The organism is Stenotrophomonas sp. C9D9, assembly GCF_056491205.1.
In genome coordinates this window covers 448,298-469,248 of the sequence record NZ_JBSZIF010000003.1, presented here as the reverse complement: position 1 = coordinate 469,248, position 20,951 = coordinate 448,298, and the positions used below count along the sequence as shown (strand labels likewise).

General features: G+C 65.6%; 21 protein-coding genes, 1 tRNA gene and 1 pseudogene. 15 read left to right on the top strand and 8 right to left on the bottom strand.

Features of this window, described 5'->3' with window-relative positions; translation table 11 throughout:
* Positions 1-94: 94 nt before the first annotated feature.
* The 4 genes from ACXI0D_RS04155 to thiS all read right to left on the bottom strand — a co-directional run bounded on the left by ACXI0D_RS04155 (position 95) and on the right by thiS (position 3,817).
* Entirely contained in the window at positions 95-1,942 is a 1,848-nt protein-coding gene (locus ACXI0D_RS04155) for an SLC13 family permease (protein ID WP_049442680.1), read from the bottom strand.
* Positions 1,943-1,969: 27 nt separating this feature from the next.
* Entirely contained in the window at positions 1,970-2,704 is a 735-nt protein-coding gene (trmB, locus tag ACXI0D_RS04150; protein ID WP_008268324.1) for a tRNA (guanosine(46)-N7)-methyltransferase TrmB, read from the bottom strand.
* A complete protein-coding gene (locus tag ACXI0D_RS04145; RefSeq protein ID WP_005418798.1) occupies positions 2,704-3,498 on the bottom strand; it encodes a thiazole synthase in 795 nt (264 codons plus the stop codon). Before ACXI0D_RS04145 ends, trmB begins: the two co-directional genes overlap by 1 nt.
* A 118-nt stretch (positions 3,499-3,616) precedes the next feature.
* Entirely contained in the window at positions 3,617-3,817 is a 201-nt protein-coding gene (gene thiS, locus ACXI0D_RS04140) for a sulfur carrier protein ThiS (RefSeq protein WP_014038278.1), read from the bottom strand.
* 207 nt (positions 3,818-4,024) lie between these two features.
* On the opposite strand from thiS, the gene ACXI0D_RS04135 reads away from it, so the two are divergent.
* The 3 genes and pseudogenes from ACXI0D_RS04135 to ACXI0D_RS04125 all read left to right on the top strand — a co-directional run.
* On the top strand, positions 4,025-5,860 hold the full coding sequence (locus tag ACXI0D_RS04135) for an autotransporter domain-containing esterase (protein WP_049442679.1): 1,836 nt from the start codon (positions 4,025-4,027) through the stop codon (positions 5,858-5,860).
* A gap of 115 nt (positions 5,861-5,975) precedes the next feature.
* Positions 5,976-6,049, top strand: a tRNA-Gly gene (locus tag ACXI0D_RS04130).
* A gap of 54 nt (positions 6,050-6,103) precedes the next feature.
* Positions 6,104-6,258 (top strand): annotated as a pseudogene (locus ACXI0D_RS04125) (integrase); the annotation flags it as partial.
* Here ACXI0D_RS04125 and ACXI0D_RS04120 read toward each other — a convergent pair.
* Positions 6,244-6,840, bottom strand: coding sequence for an ArsR/SmtB family transcription factor (locus ACXI0D_RS04120; protein ID WP_080347439.1), 597 nt, complete (start codon positions 6,838-6,840; stop codon positions 6,244-6,246). The pseudogene ACXI0D_RS04125 and the gene ACXI0D_RS04120 sit on opposite strands and share 15 nt — an antisense overlap.
* A gap of 184 nt (positions 6,841-7,024) precedes the next feature.
* On the opposite strand from ACXI0D_RS04120, the gene ACXI0D_RS04115 reads away from it, so the two are divergent.
* From ACXI0D_RS04115 to ACXI0D_RS04075, 9 genes are all read left to right on the top strand, one after another.
* Positions 7,025-8,362, top strand: a complete 1,338-nt coding sequence (locus tag ACXI0D_RS04115; RefSeq protein WP_479642345.1) for a serine hydrolase domain-containing protein — start codon at positions 7,025-7,027, stop codon at positions 8,360-8,362.
* Positions 8,363-8,499: 137 nt separating this feature from the next.
* A complete protein-coding gene (locus ACXI0D_RS04110; protein WP_041863763.1) occupies positions 8,500-8,718 on the top strand; it encodes a hypothetical protein in 219 nt (72 codons plus the stop codon).
* Positions 8,719-8,895: 177 nt separating this feature from the next.
* Positions 8,896-9,774: a 30S ribosomal protein S6--L-glutamate ligase gene (gene rimK, locus ACXI0D_RS04105; RefSeq protein ID WP_005418651.1), complete on the top strand. Its 879-nt coding sequence runs from the start codon at positions 8,896-8,898 to the stop codon at positions 9,772-9,774.
* A 259-nt stretch (positions 9,775-10,033) separates the two neighbouring features.
* On the top strand, positions 10,034-10,513 hold the full coding sequence (locus ACXI0D_RS04100; protein ID WP_049442673.1) for a hypothetical protein: 480 nt from the start codon (positions 10,034-10,036) through the stop codon (positions 10,511-10,513).
* Between the two features lie 95 nt (positions 10,514-10,608).
* Positions 10,609-11,079 carry a hypothetical protein gene (locus tag ACXI0D_RS04095; protein WP_049442672.1) on the top strand — a complete coding sequence of 157 codons (471 nt, stop codon included), beginning with the start codon at positions 10,609-10,611 and terminating at the stop codon, positions 11,077-11,079.
* Positions 11,080-11,194: 115 nt separating this feature from the next.
* Positions 11,195-11,656, top strand: coding sequence for a hypothetical protein (locus tag ACXI0D_RS04090; protein ID WP_119006716.1), 462 nt, complete (start codon positions 11,195-11,197; stop codon positions 11,654-11,656).
* Between the two features lie 163 nt (positions 11,657-11,819).
* Positions 11,820-12,497 carry a response regulator transcription factor gene (locus ACXI0D_RS04085; RefSeq protein ID WP_005410804.1) on the top strand — a complete coding sequence of 226 codons (678 nt, stop codon included), beginning with the start codon at positions 11,820-11,822 and terminating at the stop codon, positions 12,495-12,497.
* On the top strand, positions 12,460-13,830 hold the full coding sequence (locus ACXI0D_RS04080; protein WP_075676409.1) for a sensor histidine kinase: 1,371 nt from the start codon (positions 12,460-12,462) through the stop codon (positions 13,828-13,830). The genes ACXI0D_RS04085 and ACXI0D_RS04080 overlap by 38 nt, the downstream gene beginning before the upstream one ends.
* A gap of 481 nt (positions 13,831-14,311) precedes the next feature.
* Positions 14,312-14,698 (top strand): hypothetical protein, encoded by a 387-nt coding sequence (locus ACXI0D_RS04075; protein WP_119006715.1) that lies wholly within the window; start codon positions 14,312-14,314, stop codon positions 14,696-14,698.
* A gap of 146 nt (positions 14,699-14,844) precedes the next feature.
* Here the strand turns inward: ACXI0D_RS04075 and coaE are convergent, their stop codons facing one another.
* From coaE to ACXI0D_RS04060, 3 genes are read right to left on the bottom strand one after another with little or no spacing between them, the layout of a single operon-like run.
* Complete coding sequence (gene coaE / locus ACXI0D_RS04070; RefSeq protein WP_119006714.1) at positions 14,845-15,456, bottom strand: dephospho-CoA kinase; 612 nt, start codon at positions 15,454-15,456, stop codon at positions 14,845-14,847.
* Between the two features lie 11 nt (positions 15,457-15,467).
* Entirely contained in the window at positions 15,468-16,331 is an 864-nt protein-coding gene (locus ACXI0D_RS04065) for a prepilin peptidase (protein WP_005418626.1), read from the bottom strand.
* A 7-nt stretch (positions 16,332-16,338) separates the two neighbouring features.
* Complete coding sequence (locus ACXI0D_RS04060) at positions 16,339-17,598, bottom strand: type II secretion system F family protein (RefSeq protein WP_119006713.1); 1,260 nt, start codon at positions 17,596-17,598, stop codon at positions 16,339-16,341.
* A gap of 356 nt (positions 17,599-17,954) precedes the next feature.
* Between ACXI0D_RS04060 and ACXI0D_RS04055 the strand changes: the two genes are divergently transcribed.
* The 3 genes from ACXI0D_RS04055 to pilB all read left to right on the top strand — a co-directional run bounded on the left by ACXI0D_RS04055 (position 17,955) and on the right by pilB (position 20,840).
* Complete coding sequence (locus ACXI0D_RS04055) at positions 17,955-18,362, top strand: pilin (protein WP_119006712.1); 408 nt, start codon at positions 17,955-17,957, stop codon at positions 18,360-18,362.
* Between the two features lie 115 nt (positions 18,363-18,477).
* Positions 18,478-18,885, top strand: a complete 408-nt coding sequence (locus ACXI0D_RS04050; protein WP_119006999.1) for a pilin — start codon at positions 18,478-18,480, stop codon at positions 18,883-18,885.
* A gap of 224 nt (positions 18,886-19,109) precedes the next feature.
* Positions 19,110-20,840 carry a type IV-A pilus assembly ATPase PilB gene (gene pilB / locus ACXI0D_RS04045; protein WP_119006711.1) on the top strand — a complete coding sequence of 577 codons (1,731 nt, stop codon included), beginning with the start codon at positions 19,110-19,112 and terminating at the stop codon, positions 20,838-20,840.
* Positions 20,841-20,951: the final 111 nt, after the last annotated feature.

The following is a 20,951-nucleotide window of genomic DNA, read 5'->3' as shown; positions in this document are numbered from 1 at the left end:
GTGCCTCGCCATCCCACGGAATGCCCGCTGTTGCTGTTGCTGTTGCTTCGGCTTCTGCGGGTGCAGGGCGCAGCCCTGCCAACAAACCCAACTCTCAGAACATCAGGTTGATCATCAGCACCACCACGCAGGTGTAGATCAGCGACAACGGTCCGCCGACCCGCCACATCTCGCGTGGGGTGTAGTTGGCCGGCCCCGTGATCATCGAGATCACCGGGTTGGAGGCCGTCATCAGGTTGTTGGACGCCGACAGCGCCACGATCAGCGCGAACGCGGTCGGGTTGCCACCTGCCGCCAACGCCAGGTTCACCGCGATCGGCACCATCACGATGGTCGCGCCCACATGGCTGATCACCAGCGAGAACGCCGTGGTCAGCAGCGCCAGCGCCACCTCCAGCACCCACACCGGAATGCCGGTCGGCAGCTTGTCGATGGTGTGGCCGGCCACCCACGCCGCCGCGCCACTGGAGTCCATCGCCCAGCCGAGCGGAATCAGCCCGGCCATCATGAATACCGTCTTCCAGTTGATCGAGGCATAGGCCTCGTCCATGCGCAGCACGCCGGTCAGCAGCATGCCGGCCACGCCGGTCATCAGCGTCAGCGCCACCGGCAGCTTGCTGGTCAGCGCGATCAGGATGGTCAGCGCGAAGATCGCCATCGCGATCTTGAACTTGTGCGGGCGCTGCTCGCCGGTCGGGTAGTCGGTCACCACCACGAAGTCGCGGCTGCGGGCGGCCTGCGCCAGGTCGGTCCAGATGCTGTGGAACACCAGCATGTCACCGGCGCGCAGCTGCACGTCGCGCACGTCCTCGCGGATCACCTGCTTGTCGCGGTTGATCGCCAGCAGGCTGATGCCGCGCTCCTTGCGCAGGCGCAGGTCGGCCGCACTCTTGCCGATCACGTTCGAGGTCGGCGGCACCACCGCCTCGGAAATGCCAGCGCGGCTGGGGTTGAACAGGTCGCCCAGGTGCTTCAGGCGCGAGGACATGCGCAGGAACTGGTTCTGCGCGAAGTCGCTGATCTGCTCGCGCGGGCCCATCGCACCGAGCACGCTGCCGACCCAGATGCGCATCTCCGCCGGTGGTGCCAGGCGGGTGTCGTTGCCGGTCTTCAGGGCCAGCAGCAGCGGCGCGTCGTGCAGGGTCTCGGCCTCGCCCAGGGTCATGCCCACCAGCGGGCTTTCGGCGGTCACCACCAGCTCGAACACATCGCCTTCGATGCCGTAGGTCTTGGCGAAGTAGCTCTCGGTGCGCGCCGGGGTGACCCCGTCGTTGACCAGACTTTCCTCTTCGATCAGCTTGCGGTCGCCGTAGTAGCGGAAGTACAGCAGCGAGGCGATCAGCAGCGCCACGCCGATCGGCAACGGCGCGAACATGCGCAGCGGCTCGATCGTGGCCAGGCCGGAGGGAAGGTTGTTGTTGGCCGAGGCCAGCAGATCGTTCAGCAGGATCAGCGGCGAATTGCCGACCATGGTCAGCGCGCCGCCCATCACGATTGCCGCCGAGATCGGCAGCAGCAGCCGCTGCATCGTCAGCCCGGTGCGCGCCGCCAGTCGCGAGGCGACCGGCAGGTACAACGCCATCACTGACGGGTTCTGCATGAAGGACGAGTTCAGGCCGGCAATGGCCGTGGTCATCATCAGCAGCCGCTGCTCGACACCATGGCCGCGCCGCAGCAGCCAGGCGGCCAGCCGGTTCAGCGCCCCGGTGCGGTCCAGGCCCGCACCGAGGATGGTGGTGGCGATGATGCTCATCACCGCGTTACCGGAGAAACCGCCGAAGATCTCCTCCGGCGCGATCAGGCCGGTGACACCGAGCACCACCAGCACCACCAGCGCGACCACGTCGGCGCGGATGCGCTCGAACAGGAACATCGCCATCGTGAAGCCGACCAGCCCGAGCACGAGCTTCATGTCGTTGGTCAGCGTCAGCGCGGTATCCATGTGGGGCGCAGTGTCCTCAGGCGATCGTCAGGTGCGGTCGTACAGCAGGTCCCAGACGCCGTGGCCGAGCTTCTGGCCGCGGGTCTCGAAGTGGGTCTGCGGGCGCCAGTCCGGGCGCGGCACGCTGCCACGCGGGCCGGCGCGGTTGACCAGGCCGGCGGTGGCATCGAGCACGTCCCACATCTGCTCGGCGTAGTCTTCCCAGTCGGTCGCGCAGTGCAGACGGCCACCCGGGCGCAGCTTGCGCACCAGCAGGTCGGCGAACGCCGGCTGCAGCAGGCGGCGCTTGTTGTGGCGCTTCTTGTGCCACGGGTCCGGGAAGTAGATGCGCACTTCATCGAGCGCGCCGTCGGCGATCTCGTTCTGCAGCACTTCCACCGCATCGTGGTGGTACAGGCGCACGTGGTCGGCGTTGTCGTCGGCCAGCGCATTCAGCAGCCGGCCCACGCCGGGCGCGTGCACTTCGATGCCGATGTAGTCGCGCGACGGGTCGTGCTGGGCGGCGAAGCGCAGCGCGGCACCATTGCCGAAGCCGATTTCCAGCACCTTGTGTGCCGGGCGGCCGAAGGTGGCGTCCAGGTCACGCGGCTGGCCGTTGTAGTCGATGCCGAAGCGCGGCCAGCGTTCGTCGAACGCGCGCTGCTGGGCAGGGGTGAAACGGCCCTGGCGCAGCACAAAGCTGCGTACTTCGCGGCGGCCTTCGCTGACGGTGAAGGGCTTGGGCGGGGCCTTGGAACCGGCGCTGTCAAAAGGATTGGTCATCAGCCGATCAGCCCATCCACCGGGGAGGAGGCGCTGGCGTAGCGCTTGCGCGGAATGCGCCCGGCCAGGAAGGCCTCGCGGCCGGCCTCGACCGCCTTGCGCATCGCGCTGGCCATCAGCACCGGGCTGCGTGCGCCGGCGATGGCGGTGTTCATCAGCACGCCGTCGCAGCCCAGCTCCATCGCGATCGCCGCGTCCGACGCGGTGCCGACGCCGGCGTCGACGATGATCGGCACCTTGGCGTCTTCGATGATCTGCAGCAGGTTGTACTTGTTCTGGATGCCCAGGCCCGAGCCGATCGGCGCGGCCAGCGGCATCACCGCAGCACAGCCGATCTCTTCCAGGCGCTTGGCCAGGATCGGGTCGTCGGAGGTGTAGACCATCACTTCGAAGCCGTCCTTGACCAGCTGCTCGGCCGCCTTGAGGGTCTGCATCACGTCCGGGTACAGGGTCTTCTGGTCGCCCAGCACTTCCAGCTTGGTCAGGTTGTGGCCGTCCAGCAACTCACGGGCCAGGCGGCAGGTGCGCACCGCGTCCTCGGCGGTGTAGCAGCCGGCGGTGTTGGGCAGGATGGTGAAGCGCTCCGGCGGCAGCACGTCCAGCAGGTTCGGCTCGCCCGGGTTCTGCCCGATGTTGGTGCGGCGGATGGCCACGGTGACGATCTGGGCGCCAGCGGCCTCGGTGGCCAGGCGGGTTTCTTCCAGGTCCTTGAACTTGCCGGTGCCGGTCAGCAGCCGCGAGCCATAGGTCTTGCCGGCGATCACCAGCGAATCGGGGGAGACATGAACGTTCATGGCGCGATTATCGCTTATCCGCCTGAAGATGGGGTCACGCAGAGGGCGGAGTCGAGCGTGGGGTCAGATCCCTTTGCCACCGGCAAACGGATCTCACCCCTGAACACCCGCGCAGGCGTCAGCCCCCACCCAGCGCGTGCACGATCTCCACCACGTCGCCTTCGGCCAGGACGTGCTCGCCATGGCGGCTGCGGCTGACGATCTCGCCGTTGACCTCCACCGCCACCCGGCGCTGCAGCAGCTGCTCGGCCAGCAGCAGGTCGTGGAGGGTCGCCGAAGCGGGCAGGGTACGGGGTTCGCCATTGAGCTGGATGTTCATCCGGTCATTGTCGCTGATAGCCCGCCGGGATCGGAACGTTTGCAATTTGAACCGGGCGCCAGCTCTGGCACAGCGTGTTTTCACGTGGTCAGGCGACAATCCATGCGGCGGCGCAGCGTGAGCAAAACGCGGCGCAGTGAAACCATTCACCGTGCGCCGGCGTACGTCCGCCGGGTCCTCAACGATTTCCCCACAGGAGTTTCTTACATGCTGCTCAGCAAACGCCCGATCCGCTCCCTGATGGCGGCCGCGATCGCGCTGGCCGCGCTTCCGGCCATGGCAGGCGAATCCCCGTATTCCAAGGCCGTGTTCTTCGGTGACAGCCTCACCGATGCCGGCTATTTCCGCCCGCTGCTGCCGGCCGGCGTGCAGCCGGTCACCGGCCAGTTCACCACCAACCCGGGCTGGGTGTGGTCGCAGCAGGTCGCCAACTACTACGGCGTCAACGGCGGCGCCAACGGCAACGGCCAGAGCGGTGACAACTATGCGGTCGGCGGCGCACGCGTCGGCGTGGACGTGCCGAGCGCGATGGGCACCATCCCGTCGCTGAAGTCGCAGGCGGCCCGTTACCTGGCCGCGAATGGCGGCAAGGCTGACGCCAACGTCCTGTACACGGTGTGGGGCGGTGCCAACGACCTGTTTGCAGCCGCTGCTGCGCCGGCGCAGGCACAGGCCATCATCGGCGCGGCCGTCACCGACCAGATCGCCCTGGTGGGCGCGCTGAAGCAGGCCGGTGCCGAATACGTGCTGGTGCCGAACCTGCCCAACGTCGGCCTGACCCCGGCCTTCCGCGGCCCGAATGCCGCTACCGCCACCGCGCTGTCGGCCGGTTACAACAAGGCGCTGTACGGCGGCCTGAAGCAGGCCGGCATCGAGTTCATTCCGCTCGATACCTTCACCGTGCTGGGCGAAGTCGCTGCCAACCCGGGCATGTACGGCTTCACCAACGTCACCAGCACCGGCTGCAAGATCGATCCAGCCAACTCGACGCAGAGCATCCTGACCTGCAACCCGACCAGCTACGTCAGCCCGGATGCGGCCAACACCTACCTGTTCGCCGATGGCGTGCACCCGACCACCGCCGGCCATCAGCTGCTGGGCCAGTACGCGGTCTCGGTGCTGGAAGCGCCGCGCCTGCAGCAGGTGCTGAGCCACTCGGCACAGACCATCGGCCGCTCGCGTGCCGACCAGGTCAGCATGCACCTGGGCGGTCGTCCGGCTGACGGCCTGTCCTGGTGGGGTGGCGTGCGTGGCGACCTGCAGCGCTACGACCACGCCGACCTGTACGACGGCCTGGCCCCGGCCGGCCTGTTCGGTATCGACTGGGCGCGCGATGGCATGGTGTTCGGCGGCTTCGCCGGCTTCGGCCGCCTCAATGCCGACTTCGGCAACAGCCGTGGCGACTTCACCCAGAAGGACACCACCGCCGGTCTGTTCGCCGGCTGGTATGGGGACCGCATCTGGGTGAACGGCCAGGTCAGCTACACCTGGCTGTCCTATGACGTGAACCGCAAGGTCCAGCTGGGCCCGGCCACCCGCGAGCACGGCGGTTCGCCGGACGGCAGCAACCTGACTGCCGCCCTGAACGCCGGTTACGAGTTCGGCACCGAAGGCGGCTTCCGCCACGGCCCGATCGCCTCGGTGATCTGGCAGAAGGTGAAGATCGACGGCTACACCGAAAGCGCCGCGGCCGGCACCCTGGCCACCGCGCTGGGTTACGACCGCCAGAACGTCGATTCGACCGTCGGCCGCATCGGCTGGCAGGCCCGCTTCGATGGCGGCACCGTCAAGCCGTACGCGCAGGTGACCTACGATCACGAGTTCGAGGACACCAAGCAGGCCAGCGCCTGGCTGCAGACCCTGCCGGAACTGGGCAACTACCGCGTGCCGGGCCTGAACTTCGACAAGAACTACGCCACCGTCGTGCTGGGTGCCCGCACCGAACTGTTCGGCCTGCAGAGCAACTTCGGCCTGAGTGCTTCGACCGGCCAGAAGCGCGCGCAGGACGCCACCCTGTTCGCCAACTTCAGCGGCACGTTCTAAGCAGCAACCGCCGGGGTCGGATCCCTTTCCGCAAGGAAAGGGCTCTGACCCCTCGCGGATGCAGTGGCCACCATTGCGCTGCACCGGCCCCACCGCATAGACTTTCATCCGCGCTGCGGGCGTAGCTCAATGGTAGAGCTGTAGCTTCCCAAGCTACTGACGTGGGTTCGATTCCCATCGCCCGCTCCACTTCAATCTCCCAGTTCGCAACGAATTGACCGGATTGAAGATTCGGGCTGATTGATGATTCCGCGCTCATCCGGCGGATATGCGCGCTTCCTTGTTCCCACCGATCTTCGAGCCCTGAGCGACTCGCGTTGCCTCGTGCGCTCGAGGGGGAATCGCCGTGGGACCACGTCCGGCGTGCCCCCGCCGATCAAGACTCAGCTCTTGCGCTTATCCGGCACCGAGGCCAGCACCACCGTCAACAGCAGGGGTTGGCCATCCCCGGCCGCTTCACTGCCTTCCAGGGTGGCCTGTTCGAGTTCGCCTATCAGCGCGTTGACGCGCGCCAACTGGGCAGCGTCGGCACGGAAAGCGAGATGGCGCACGGTGCAGTTGCGCTGGCTTCCCTCGAAGCACGCCGCCGCCTGCGTGGCGGCCGCCGCGAACGCGCGCAGGCTGGCGCCCACCACGCTGCTGGCCACCTTGATCAGGTTCCTGCGCCCACCCGGCGTGCGCAGCGCGTCGGCCGAAGACAGCTGCCGCGATACCACGGCATAGACCGCTTCGGGCCGGCGGCCGGTGCTGCGCCGTTCAACCACCTGCACCAGGCCCGCCGCTTCCAGCCGCTCCAAGTGGTGATAGAGCGCGGTGATCGGGCGCCCCAGGCGCTCGCTCAGCTCGCGCGCGGTGGCCTGGCCGTCGACATCCAGGCGCTGCAGGATCGCCAACCGCGGCGAAGACGCCATGGCGCCCAGCTGGTCCGGGGTCAGCTTCAGTCCGCGCGGGGCAGGGGGGCTTGCTGGGGGTCTGCTCATAATTCAAACTATAGATCAAAATTGAATAAATGGCGGCCTGGACATGCGTACTGGATACCTGTGGATCCTTGTCAGCGGCCTTGCTGCCGCTGTCGTCACTTGCGGCGGCGCCTCGGCCTCGCCCCCGATGGCGTCCAGACCTGCCGGCGGCAGTGGCATTCATGCCACCGCCATCGACCCCGCCATGGCACGGCGCATCGATGCCGATATGCAGCAGGTCATGCAGCGCTTCCAGGTGCCTGGTGCGGCCATCGCGGTGACCGTTGACGGCAAGCCTGTCTATTCCAGCGCCTACGGCCTGCGCGATCGCGAGCGCGCGCTGCCGGCGCGTACCGATACACCGTTCGAGATCGGCTCGATCACCAAACAGTTCACCGCCGCAGCCATCGTGCAGCTGCAGGAAGCGGGCAAGCTGCAGCTGGACGACCCGCTGGCACGCTATCTGCCGCATGCGCCGCACGCCAGCGAGGTGACCCTGCGCCAGTTGTTGACCCATACCAGCGGGCTGCACGACTACTTCGACGGGCCGGATGCGGAAGTCGACGCTCTGGTGACCCAACCCATCGACTTCGACCACCTGATCGCGCGCATTGCCGACCAGCCGCTGGACTTTGCGCCGGGCACGCGCTGGTCGTACTCCAATACCGGCTACGCACTGCTCGGCAAGGTGATCGAAACCGTATCGGGCGAGCGCTACCGTGACTACCTGCAGCAGCACCTGCTCGCGCCGCTGGGAATGACGCACACCTTTACCCTGGCCGACACCGACCGCCTGGCCGGCATGGCCGTTGGCTACCGGCATGAGCAAGGCACGCTGCAGCGCGCGCCGTACTTCCACCCGGACTGGAGCGGCGCGGCCGGCTTCCTGGTCAGTACCCTGGACGACCTGGCGCGCTGGGACGCTGGCCTGGGCAGTGGCAAGGTGGTGTCCGCAGCCGGCTACGTGCAGATGAAGACCTCCTTCGCCACCGCCGATGGCAAGCCCGTGGGCTACGGCCTCGGCCTGTTCGTGGATTCGGTGTACGGGCAGGCGCGGGTCGGACACACCGGCGGCACGCAGGGCTTCACCACCGCCGATATGTACTTCCCGGATCTTGGCCTGCGCATCGTGGCCTTCAGCAATCTGGGCGACAAGAAACCCGAGGCCGGCATCACCATGACCAACCTGGTGTTCGCCGCACTGCATCCCGACATCGTCGCGGCCTGGGAACGGCCTGTTGCCGGCGAGGTTGCCGCCATTGGCGAAAGCGCGAAGGCATCGTTCCGCCAGCTGCAGGACGGCACCGATTACAGCGCCTTCAGCGACGACCTGCGTGGCAAGCTGGTGGCCGGCATCGGTGCCGGCATGATGCGTTCCCTGGGCCCCTACGGCGCACCGACCGCCATGGTGTTCAAGGGAACACGCCAGGGCGAAAAAGGAACGATGTACAGCTATGTGGCCGAGTTCGGCCCGGGGGCGTTCATCGGTTACACGGTACGGCTGGACGAGAAAGGCCGTGTTGCGGGATTCGCGATCGAATGACAGGGCCCTGTGCACAGACGTTTGGCGTGCCCAGCAAGGCCACTCATCTGCGGCCTTCTTCATTTCTGATTAGTTTCATATCCACGGCCATCCGCGCCCGGTTAGCGTTGCCGCATTTTCTACACGGGAAGCAGCGCATGGAAACGAAGGACGACGTCGTCGGCAGTATTCACGAGATCTACAAGAACTCCGGTGCCGGCACCTCCCGGCAGCTGGAAGCGCTGCGTGCATTGGGTCGCGCCGGTGGGCCGAAGGCCGCGCAGCTGCTGTGGCAGATCTACAAGAGCACCTCGGCCGGATCGGCTACGCAGATGACCTGCATCGCGGCGCTGGGTGAATCCGCGCGCGGGTTCTGAAGCAGAATCAGCCCGCATGGTGATGCGGGCATGTGGTGTATCTGGCGGCGGTTACTCCCTCGCCGGAATCGCCGCCGCAGGAGCCGACCACCGGCGGTGCAGGCAGCACGGGCCTGGCATCATCCACCCGCCACACGCCCGCGCTATGCTGCGCGCCTGCCGACCGATCCCACTGCGATGAAGCTCGCCATCCTGTCCCGCAACAGCTCCCTGTATTCCACCCGTCGGCTGGTCGAGGCGGCGCGCGCGCGCGGCCACACCGTGCGCATCCTGGACCCGTTGCGCTGCTACATGCGCATCGCTGCCGATGGCTTTTCCATGCACTACAAGGGCCGGCCGATGACCGGCGTGGACATGGTCATCCCGCGCATCGGTGCCTCGATCACCCGCTACGGCACCGCGGTGCTGCGCCAGTTCGAGCTGATGGGCGCGCGCACGCCCAATCCGTCCGATGCCATCCTGCGTTCGCGCGACAAGCTGCGCGCGCACCAGCTGCTGGCGGCCAAGGGCATCGACATGCCGGTCACCGTGTTCGGCGACAACCCCGACGACACCGTCGATCTGCTGTCCATGCTCGGCCCGCCGCCGCATGTGGTGAAGCTCAATGAAGGTACCCAGGGACGCGGTGTGATCCTGACCGAGAAGGCCAGTGCCTCGCGCGGCATCGTTGAAGCGCTGCGCGGCCTGTACGCCAACTTCCTGATGCAGGAATTCATCGGCGAGGCCAAGGGCGCCGACCTGCGCTGCTTCGTGGTGGGCGACCAGGTGGTGGCGTCGATGCAGCGGCAGGCACCGGAGGGCGACTTCCGCTCCAACCTGCACGCCGGCGGTACCGCCGTGGCCGCCAAGGCCAGCCGCGCCGAGCAGCAGGTGGCGGTGCGTTCGGCCAAGGCGCTGGGCCTGTCGGTGTGCGGCGTGGACCTGATCCGCTCCGCGCGCGGCCCGCTGGTGCTGGAGGTCAACTCCACGCCCGGGCTGGAAGGCATCGAAGCGGCCTGCGGGGTCGACGTGGCCACACGCATCATCGAGCATGTGGAAAAGATCAAAAAACCTTGATTATTCATTGTGTTATGAATCTCATTGGCAAATGATCCACGGCTTTAACGAGGCTTTAATCGGCCCCGGCGTAGGCTTCAGCGAACCGCAGCTCTGCCTCTCAGCAGGATCGGTATCGGGATACGACTTCAGGCCCAGGCGGGTGCACCGTCTGGGCCTTTTTTGATGCCTGTCGGCCCTGTGCCCAAGGTCTCTTGTGGACGCCGCGTGACGGTCGTAGAGTTGGCCCTTCGTTCCGGGATGGATCGGGAGGTTGGCGATGTACCGCATCATGACGATCGCGTTGCTGCTGGGCCTGTCTGGCGCTGTTGCCGCCAAGCCGGAGAAGGTCGCTGTACAGATGGACCGGCAAGGGTCGGTCGCCGAGCAGGTGCGCCAGGTGGAAACCGCCCTGGCCGCCCCCGACTATGCCGAACTGTCTGCCGAGGATCGCGGCCAGGTACAGCAGTCGCTGTTGCGTATCCGCCAGCACATGGGCGAACGCCAGACCGTGCAGGAGCTGCCGCCGCAGCTGCAGGCCGAGGTCTTCAACGAGCAGGAACGCATCAACACCCTGTTGGCGCGTGGCCATGAAGACAGCCGCCAGATCTGCAAGTACGAACGCACCACCGGCAGCAACATGCCCAAGAGCCGCTGCCTGACCGTGGCCGAACGGCGCCGGATCGAAGAGAAAGGCAAGGCGCTGATCAACGACCAGCGCAGCTACAACACGCTCAGCCCACCGCCCGCCGGGCGTTGACCGCACTGCCTTTCGGTCCACCGAGCGTGCGGTCATGGCGTATCGGTGGCACCGCAGGGTCGATGTTCCACTCATGGAAGAACCTGGAGGTAACGATGCAGCGCATGACCCCCGTCGCCCTGATGCTGGGCCTGGCACTGGCCACCACCGTCCACGCCAAGCCCGAGAAAGGGCAGGTGAAGTTCGACGCCAACGCCCCGGTGGCCGAACAGATCCGCAGCGTTGAAGCGGCGATCAACACCGAGGACTACAGCGAGATCGGGCTGGAAGACAAAAGCCGCGTGCAGCAGGCGCTGGGCCGCATCAAGATCAAGATGGGCGACCACGAACGCGTGGAGCAGGTCAGTCCGCAGGACCGCACCGAGATCTTCAACGACCAGGAAGTGATCAACACGATCATGACCCGCGCCCACGCCGACAGCCGCATGGTCTGCCGCCGCGAACGCACCACCGGCAGCAACATGCCGCAGAGCGTCTGCCTGACCGTGGCCCAGCGCCGCAAGGCGCAGGAAGACAGCCGCAAGGCGCTCAACGACAACCAGCGCTTCAACAACTACAAGCCCTGATCGCTGCCGGACCGATCGCATGCCGCCATCGGTCACCCTGCCGTGCGTCCCTTGTGGACGCATCGGCGGAATCGTAAAGTCGAGACCCTATTCATGGACGAACATGGAGCTCGTCATGTACCGCAAGACCACTCTCGCCCTGATGCTGTCGCTGGGCCTGGTTGCCACCGTGCAGGCCAAGGCGCAGAAGGACACCGTGCAGATGGATTCCTTCACCCCGGTGTCCGAACAGATCCGCCGCGTTGAAACGGCCATGGGCAGCGAGGACTACAGCGAGATCGGGCTGGAGGACAAGAGCCGCGTGCAGCAGGCCTTGAACCGGATCCGGGTCAAGATGAATGGCCGCGAGAAGGTGGATGAGCTGGCGCCGCAGGAGCGCAACGACCTGTTCAACGAGCAGGAGATCGTCAACACCATCATGACCCGTGCCCAGGCCGACAGCCGCATGATCTGCCGCCGCGAGCGCCTCACCGGCAGCAACATGCCGACCAGCGTCTGCCTGACGGTCGCCCAGCGTCGCAAGGCCCAGGAAGAAAGCCGCCAGGCGCTGACGGACCAGCAGCGCATCAGCCGCTGAACCGGCTGACGCGGGGGCTTTTGCCGGTGTCGCCCCTTCGGTACGAAATGTTAAGAATGGAACCTGTATCGTTCAGCAGGTAGACGTCGCGTCCACTCGCACAGGGGCATCCTGAGCGGGTGGGCCTGGCCCCCCGACGACCCTTCAAGAACCAGAGGTCCCAGTGCGCATTCTCGTAATCGAAGACAACAGCGACATCGCCGCCAACCTTGGCGACTACCTTGAGGATCGTGGCCACACCGTGGACTTCGCCGCCGACGGCGTGACCGGCCTGCACCTGGCCGTGGTCCACGAGTTCGACGCCATCGTGCTGGACCTGAACCTGCCAGGCATGGACGGCATCGAAGTGTGCCGCAAGCTGCGCAACGAAGCGCGCAAGCAGACCCCGGTGCTGATGCTGACCGCCCGTGACTCGTTGGACAACAAGCTGGCCGGTTTCGATTCCGGCGCCGATGACTACCTGATCAAGCCGTTCGCGCTGCAGGAAGTGGAAGTGCGCTTGAACGCGCTGTCGCGCCGCGGCAAGGGCGTGCAGACCCGCGTGCTGGAGACCGGCGATCTGGAATACAACCTGGACACGCTGGAAGTGCGCCGCCAGGGCAAGCTGCTGCAGCTCAACCCGACCGCGCTGAAGATCCTGCAGGCCCTGATGGAGGCCGCGCCGGCCGTGGTCACCCGCCAGGAGCTGGAAACCCGCGTCTGGGGCGAGGAGCTGCCCGACTCGGATTCGCTGCGCGTCCACATCCACGGCCTGCGTGCGGTGGTCGACAAGCCGTTTGAAGTGCCGCTGATCCAGACCCGCCATGGCATCGGATACCGCATCGCCACCCCGGAAGCCTGATTCCGTGGCAACCAAGGGGGAGCGCCGGCGTTCGCCGTATCGGCGGCGCCTGCGCAGCCGCATCATCGTCTCGTTCGTGTTGTTGGGCTTCTGCCTGACAACACTGTTTGCGTTCGCCACCAACTGGGCCCGCATGCGCGTGGAAAACCAGCTGGTGGAAGACGTGATGAACCGCAACATCAACGAGTACGTGCGGCGGTTCTACGAGAGCCCGGATCGCAACCCCGACCTGCCCGTGCAGCAGATGCGTGCGCGCCTCGTCAAACCCGACAAGTTCGATGCGCTGCGCGAGGAAGAGCCTGATTGGGCAGCGTTGCCTGATGGCAACCACAATATCTCGGGCACTGACGAACGTGGGCAGCCGTACGCCTACAAGCTGGCCGTGCGCAAGACGCCCGACGCCTGGGCATTCCTGGCCTACGACATGACCGACAGCGTGCGCGGTGGGCAGCAGCTCAACCGCGCACTGGTGCTGTCGGTGCTGGTGTTCAGCCTGTTGTCGCTGGTGCTGGGCTGGTGGTCGGCGTCGAAGGTGATGAAGCCGGTCTCGGACCTGGCCGCGCGGCTGCGTGCCTATCGCGGCGGCACCAGTGACCCCGAGCCGCTGGCGCCGCGCTTCCCCGATGACGAAGTGGGGCAGCTGGCGCAGGCGCTGGATGATTACTCATCTCGGCTGACCGAAGTGGTGCAGCGCGACCGTGAGTTCAATGCCGACGTCAGCCACGAGCTGCGCACGCCGCTGGCGGTGATCCGTGGCGCCACCGAACTGCTGCTGACCCGGCCCGGCCTGGATGAGAAGGTGCTGCAGCGCCTGCAGCGCATCCAGCGCGCCGAACAACAGTGCAGCGACCTGATCGGCGCACTGCTGCTGCTGTCGCGCAACGAGCGCGGGCAGGGCACCAGCAACGTCGCCCGCGTGGCCGAACAGCTGCTGGACGCGCACCGCGCCCAGTTGGGTGGCAAGCCGCTGGAACTGGCACTGGAAGGCGAGCGCAACCTGGTGATCGATGCGCCCGAGGCGGCCTTGTCGGTGGCGCTGGGCAACCTGATCGGCAACGCGGTGAAGTACTCGCAGGATGGCGAAGTGCGCGTCTTTGTCGGCAGCAATTCGGTGTCGGTGACTGACAGTGGCCCGGGCCTGAGCGAAGAGGATGCCGCCAAGCTGTTCCAGCGCGGCTATCGCGGCACCCACGCCGGCCATTCGCAGGGCGGCGGCATCGGCCTGTCGATCGTCAGTCGCCTGTGCGATCTGTACGGCTGGCAGGTGAGCGTGCGCCCCGGTGGCGAGCGCGGCGTGATCGCCACCCTGACGTTCTCGCCGAAGCCGTTGTAAGTGGTGGGTGCCGACCTTGGTCGGCACGAACCCTGCCGACGTTGCACCGCGCCCTGTGTCGCTTGTGCCACCGCGTCACCCTCGCGGGAATGATCGGGCAGAAGCCCAACACGACATCACCGTGATCGCCGCCACGCCGCGTGCGTGCCCGCATGCACGCATTCGTGCACCCAACTGCGGCTTGAGAATTTCCTTACAGATCACGCTGCTGCGTGATGGCCAGATGGAGCGGCTGGGGCAGGTGCCCTGGCCGGGATTGGCGTCCTGAAAAAAACCAACAATTCAAAAGCTCCAGATGCGCCGCGGCCATCATGGAAAATGCATCGCCTGCCTCGTTTCGGCGGACGGTGCGTGGGGATTCATCAGAATCCGCTGGAGTCTTTTTCCTTAGCTTTTGAGTTGTTGGGTCTCCGGTACGCCAACCCGCACCGTCCGCCACCTTGCATCCGCAGGTGGCCTGCCGACTGCGAGGAGCCTCACCATGTCCGCACGCCCAATGTTCCCCCAACTGCACGCCCTGATCGGCGAAGCCGCCGACCTGCTGCCGGCCGACGTCGCCGAGCGCATCGAAACCCTGCTCGATGATCCCAAGGATCTGCTGCCCGCGCTGCTGGCCCGCATGGACGGCCGCGATGCCGCCGACGGCAGGCGATTGGAAGTGCAGGGCCTCAGCCCGGCTCAGGCGACCACCATGGCCGGGCTCAGCCGCACCTTGGCCGGTTTGAACGCACTCATGCAGGTCCTGCACGCCGCCGAAGCCGCCCGCGAGCAGGGCGGTGCCCACCAACAGCTCAGCCCGGATGTCGTCGACGGCCTGCTGCTCGGCGCCCGCGAACTGGCCCGCTATGCCCGCCTGCAGCTGGAGTAGATCCACGCCACGCGTGGATGCGCTTCGGTCATGCGTGGATTGGCTTCGGTAGTGCCGGCCGCTGGCCGGCAACCAAACCGTCCAGTAGATCCACGCCATGCGTGGATTCGCTTCGGTAGTGCCGGCCGCTGGCCGGCAACCCGGCCTCAACCCCCAGCCAACCCCAGATACCGCTCATGCAGCGCTTCCACCTGCGCCTGCAGGTCCTCGGGGTGGCCATCGTTGACCACCACATCATCGGCCAGTGCCAACCGCTGCGTGCGGCTGGCCTGGGCGGCGATCATCTTGTCGGCCAGCGCGGCGTCGATGCCGTCGCGCTGCATCAGCCGCGCGTGCTGCACGGCTTCAGGCGCATCCACAAGCAATACCCGGTCCAACCACGGGTAGGCCTGCCGCCCACCGACCTCGGTCAGCAGCGGAATGGCGGCAATCGCATAGGGGCTGGCGGCCTGCTCGCACTGCTGTTGCATCAGCAGGCGGATGGCCGGGTGGGTGATCGCTTCCAGCGCCGACCGTTCGGTCGGGTCGGCGAATACATGGGCACGCAGGCGCGCACGGTCCAGGCTGCCGTCCGTCAGCAGCATATCGGCGCCGAAGCGCTCGGCGATGCGGCCCAGGGCGGGGCTGCCGGCAGCAACCACCGCACGGGCGGCCAGATCGGCGTCGGCCACCACGATGCCCAGCGCCTCGAAGCGCCGGGTCACCTCGCTCTTGCCGGCGGCAATGCCGCCGGTCAGGCCAACCACATACCGGCTCATGGGGATTCCCCTCAGCGCAGTCCGCTCAACACCAGGTACTGCTCCACCACGGGCGCGCCCCACATGAAGTACAGCCAGCCCGCGATGGCCAGGTACGGGCCAAACGGGATCGGCGTGGCGCGGTCACGGCCCCGGGTGTACAGCCAGATCGAGCCGATGATGGCGCCCAGCACCGATGACAGCAGGATGATCGGCAGGATGCCCTTCAGCCCACACCAGGCGCCGAGGGCGGCCAGCAGCTTGAAATCGCCGTGGCCCATGCCTTCCTTGCCGGTCAGCTGCTTGAACAGCCACCAGACCATCCACAGCGACAGGTAACCCACCGCGGCGCCGACCAAGGCAGGCTTGGCCGGCATGTACAGGTTGTCGATGTTGCCTATCAGGCCCAGCCACATCAGGGGCAAGGTCAACTGGTCGGGCAGCAGCTGGGTGCGCAGGTCGATGCCAGACAAGGCGATCAGGAAGCAGGTCAGCACGATGGCGCCGAAGCCCTGCCAGCCGAAGCCGAACTGCCAGACGCAGGCCAGCACCAGCACTGAGGTCAGGGCCTCGACCAGCGGGTACTGCAGCGAGATCGGCGCCTTGCAATGGCGGCACTTGCCGCCCTGGATGATCCAGCTGAACAGCGGGATGTTCTCGTACCAGCTCAGCTTGTGCTTGCAGTGCGGGCAGTGCGAGGGCTCGACCACGATCCCCGGTGGCGGGGGTTCGTAGAAGTCCGGTTCTTCCAGGACCTCGCGCGCATCGCGCTTCCACTGCCACTCCAGCCGCTTCGGCAGGCGCAGGATGACGACGTTGAGGAAACTGCCCAGCAGCAGCCCCAGGGCGGCCGCGGCGGGGTAGCCGAGGCCGGGATGCTGGTCGAGAAATGCCATGTAGTGATTATCCGACGACGGAAGCGAGCTTGAAGATCGGCAGGTACATGCCGATGACCATGCCGCCGACGATGGTACCAATGATCACCATGATGATCGGCTCCAGCAGGCTGCTCAGGGCGTCAACGGCATTGTTGACCTCCTGCTCATAGTACTCGGCCACCTTGAACAGCATGGCGTCCAGGGCGCCCGCCTCTTCGCCGATGCCGGTCATCTGGATGACCATGTGCGGGAACAGGGCGGTCTGCTTCATGGCCATGTTGACCGGGTAACCGACCGACACGTCGTCGCGCATGCGCAATACGGCATGCTCGTAAACCGTATTGCCGGTGGCGCCTGCCACGATGCCCAGGGCCTCCACCAGCGGCACGCCGGCCTTGAAGGTCACGGCGGTGGTACGGGCAAAGCGGGCGATCGAGCTGTTGTGCATGATCTGCCCGATGACGGGTAGCTTCAGGACCAGCCGATCTATGCTGTGCTGCATCTTCGGCGACCGTTTATAGGCGGCAATGAAGCCGACGATCGAACCGATGATGACCAACAGGATCAGCCACCACCACGAGACCATGAACCTCGACATGTTCACGATCATCTGGGTAAAGGCGGGCAGGTCCGCGCCGAATCCCTTGAACACGTCCTCGAACTGCGGCACGACCCAGACCAGCAGGATGCCACTGACCAGCAGGGCAACCGCCAGCACCATGGCGGGATAGAACATCGCCTTCTTGATCTTGCCCTTCAGGGCTTCGATGTTCTCTTTGTAGTTGGCGACAGTGTCCAGCACCGTCTCGAGGACGCCAGCGCCTTCACCAGCCCGTACAAGGTTGCGGTAGAGCTCGTCGAACTGCACCGGATACTTGCTGATGGCCTCATAGAGTGACGAGCCGCCTTCAATATCGGTACGCAGGCCATCCACCATCTTCTTCATGCGTGGGTTCTTGTGCCCGTTCGCAATGATGTCCAGCGATCCCACAATGGGTACGCCCGACTTCATCATGGTGGCCATCTGCCGGCTGAAGAAGGCGATTTCCTTCGGCGTGATCTTGCTGCCTGCAGCGCCGAACAGCGGCTTAGGCTTCGGCTTTACTGTGCCTGGGGTGATGCCTTGACGACGTAGCTCTGCTCTCAGCAGATTCGCATTCTTCGCGGTCTGCTCACCCTTCATCTTCACGCCCCGCTTGTCGGTCCCCTCCCAGACAAACGGCTGCAGTTCCGTGGTGCTGCGCGCCACGGGCTCCTTCTTGATCGCACTGCGACTGACAGACATATCGGCTCCCCAAGACCCGCCATCCCCAGGCGGGCGTCTAGCCGTCGATGGTAGCGGGTTCATGCCCGTCTGGGCAGTTGTTGGGGGCGCCATCATGCGAATTCGTGCCGGGTGCCGACCAAAGGTGACGCACTGCGTCACATTGCCGCGTCCATCGCAGATTCGCATCCGGGGGGTTCCCATCCGTGAAATAGCTGCCATCATGGGCGCGGGGAAATCCAGGGGGAGGCGTGCCGGGGTTGGCACGCAACCTGCGTTGATCCACCCGCAGGGGGCAGGACCCGCTCAGCTGGCCGCTGGCCAGACCGATCCTGTGCTCTGAAATCAACCACCACTTATCTTGGGGATGTACCAAAATGAAGAACCAGAAGGGCTTCACCCTTATCGAACTGATGATCGTCGTTGCGATCATCGCCATCCTGGCCGCCATCGCCCTGCCGATGTACCAGGACTACGTGGCCAAGTCGCAGGCTACTGCTGGTCTGGCCGAAATCACCCCGGGCAAGACCCAGGCCGAAGTGCTGCTGAATGAAGGCAAGGCCTTCGACAAGACCCCGGCGCAGATTGGCCTGAAGAACTCGGATCGCTGCGCGATTTCGGTTGACGGCGATGCGACCGCTGGCACCGCATCGATCACCTGCAAGCTGTCGGGTAATTCCAAGGTTGCCAAGGGCTCGCTGGCTCTGGCTCGTGCAGCAGATGGTACCTGGGCTTGCACCGCGACCGATCTGGACGCTAAGTACATTCCGGGCGGCTGCAAGTAATAGCTAGCAGCGGTTATGGCAAAAGGCCCCGTATATCGGGGCCTTTTGTTTAGTGGCTAATGAAATGCATAGGGGCAGACATCTCGTGAACAAGTCTCTCATTGGGGAGGGGGGCATGAAGCGAAGCAATGGCTTTACGTTGATTGAGTTGATGATTGTCGTCGCAATCATCGCAATCCTCGCTGCGGTCTCCATTCCAATCTATATGAACTATGTGTCGCGGGCGCAATTGGCCGCCGCGCTTTCCGACATACGCCCAGGTAAGACCACGCTTGAAGCGGTGGCGCAAGACAGCAGGAACGCTGCTGACGTTACTGCCGCATATATTGGATTGAAGGCGACGGAACGTTGCTCCGCAGTAAAGGCTGAGCTTACCGATGCCGGAGTGGGGAGCATCGCATGCACGGTGAGCGGAGGCGGGGCAGTGCAAGGCAAAGACCTCATCCTCCGCCGCGCAGCCGACGGCATCTGGACCTGCGACGGCAGCGCCTTCGAAGCGCGCTATCGCCCAACCGGCTGTTGATCACACTTCGGTCTGCCAATGGGATGTTGGCGGGCCGTTGACGGGGCTATCATCCCCGGGGGAGTCAGGATCGTGCCTGCCGGGCTGGGAGTGCCGGGCGTGGCAGTCATGCTGAAGGATTGGCGTCGTCGTCGGCCATCGGGTCGCGGCAGGTTCTGCTGCCCTGTGCGGTGCCCCTGGAAGGCGCGCCGCACTGCCTGACCCATGATGAGCCAAGGATCCATATGAACGCCGTAACCACCGCCAATCTCGTCGGCATCACCGGCCTGGCCCGTCGCCTGGTCCAGGATGGTGCGCTGGACGAGGCTTCCGCCCGCGATGCCATGGCCAAGGCCGCTGCCGCCCGGCAGCCGCTGCCGACCTGGTTCGCGCAGAACAAGGTGGTTGGGGCGGCCCAGTTGGCGGCCGCCAACGCGGTCGAGTTCGGCATGCCGCTGTTCGACGTGTCCACGTTCGACGCTAGCCAGAACGCGATGAGCCTGGTCAGCGAGGAGCTGCTGCGCAAGCACAACGTGCTGCCGCTGTTCAAACGCGGCGGCAAACTGTTCGTGGGCACCAGCAACCCGACCCATTCGCTGGACGAGATCAAGTTCCACACCAACCTGGTGGTGGAGCCGATCCTGGTGGACGAGGACCAGATCCGCCGCACATTCGAGCAGTGGCATGCCAGCCATGACACGCTGGGCGACGCCCTGGGCGGTGACGACGATGGCATGGGCAACCTGGACGTTGCGGCCGGAGACGAGGATCTCGGCGCCGGTGGCGACTCCGGCATCGATGCCAAGGGCGATGACACCCCGGTGGTGAAGTTCGTCAACAAGGTGCTGGTGGACGCGATCCGCAAGGGCGCCTCGGACATCCACTTCGAGCCCTATGAAGATGATTACCGCGTGCGCCTGCGCATCGACGGCCTGCTGAAGATGGTCGCGCGCGCGCCGGTGAAGCTGAACCAGCGCATCGCCGCGCGCCTGAAGGTGATGGCGCAGCTGGATATCGCCGAAAAGCGCGTGCCGCAGGACGGACGCATCAAGCTCAACCTGTCCAAGACCAAGCAGATCGACTTCCGCGTGAGCACGCTGCCGACCCTGTTCGGCGAGAAGGTGGTGCTGCGTATCCTGGACGGCAGCGCGGCCAAGCTGGGCATCGACAAGCTGGGTTACGAGCCGGACCAGCAGAAGCTGTTCCTGGAAGCCATCCACAAGCCGTACGGCATGGTGCTGGTGACCGGCCCGACCGGTTCGGGCAAGACGGTGTCGCTGTACACCGCGCTGGGCATCCTCAACGACGAGACGCGCAACATCTCCACCGCCGAAGACCCGGTGGAAATCCGTCTGCCTGGCGTCAACCAGGTGCAGCAGAACAACAAGCGCGGCATGACCTTCGCCGCAGCGTTGCGCTCGTTCCTGCGACAGGATCCGGACATCATCATGGTCGGCGAAATCCGTGACCTGGAGACGGCCGAGATCGCGATCAAGGCGGCGCAGACCGGCCACATGGTGCTGTCCACGCTGCATACCAACGACGCGCCGCAGACCATCGCGCGCCTGATGAACATGGGCATCGCGCCGTACAACATCACCAGTTCGGTGACCCTGGTGATCGCCCAGCGTCTGGCGCGTCGGCTGTGCAACAACTGCAAGCGCCCGTCCAACCTGCCCGAGCATGCGCTGCTGGCCGAAGGCTTCACCCAGGCACAGCTGGACGCGGGCATCGAGCTGTATGAGGCGGTCGGCTGCGATGAGTGTACCGAGGGCTACAAGGGCCGTACCGGTCTGTACCAGGTGATGCCGATGACCGACGAGATCGCCACGATCGTGCTGGCCGGTGGCAATGCGTTGCAGATTGCCGAGGCCGCACAGCAGATCGGGGTGAACGATCTGCGCCAGTCGGCGTTGAAGAAGGCGGCTGCAGGTGTGACCAGCCTGGCCGAGATCAATCGCGTTACCAAGGATTGAGGTAGATCCACGCCATGCGTGGATGTCGCGATGCATGAGGTTGCCGGCCAGCGGCCGGCACTACCAGGTTGGTGGCATGCGCCGGGTCAGAGCCCTTTCCTTCGGAAAGGG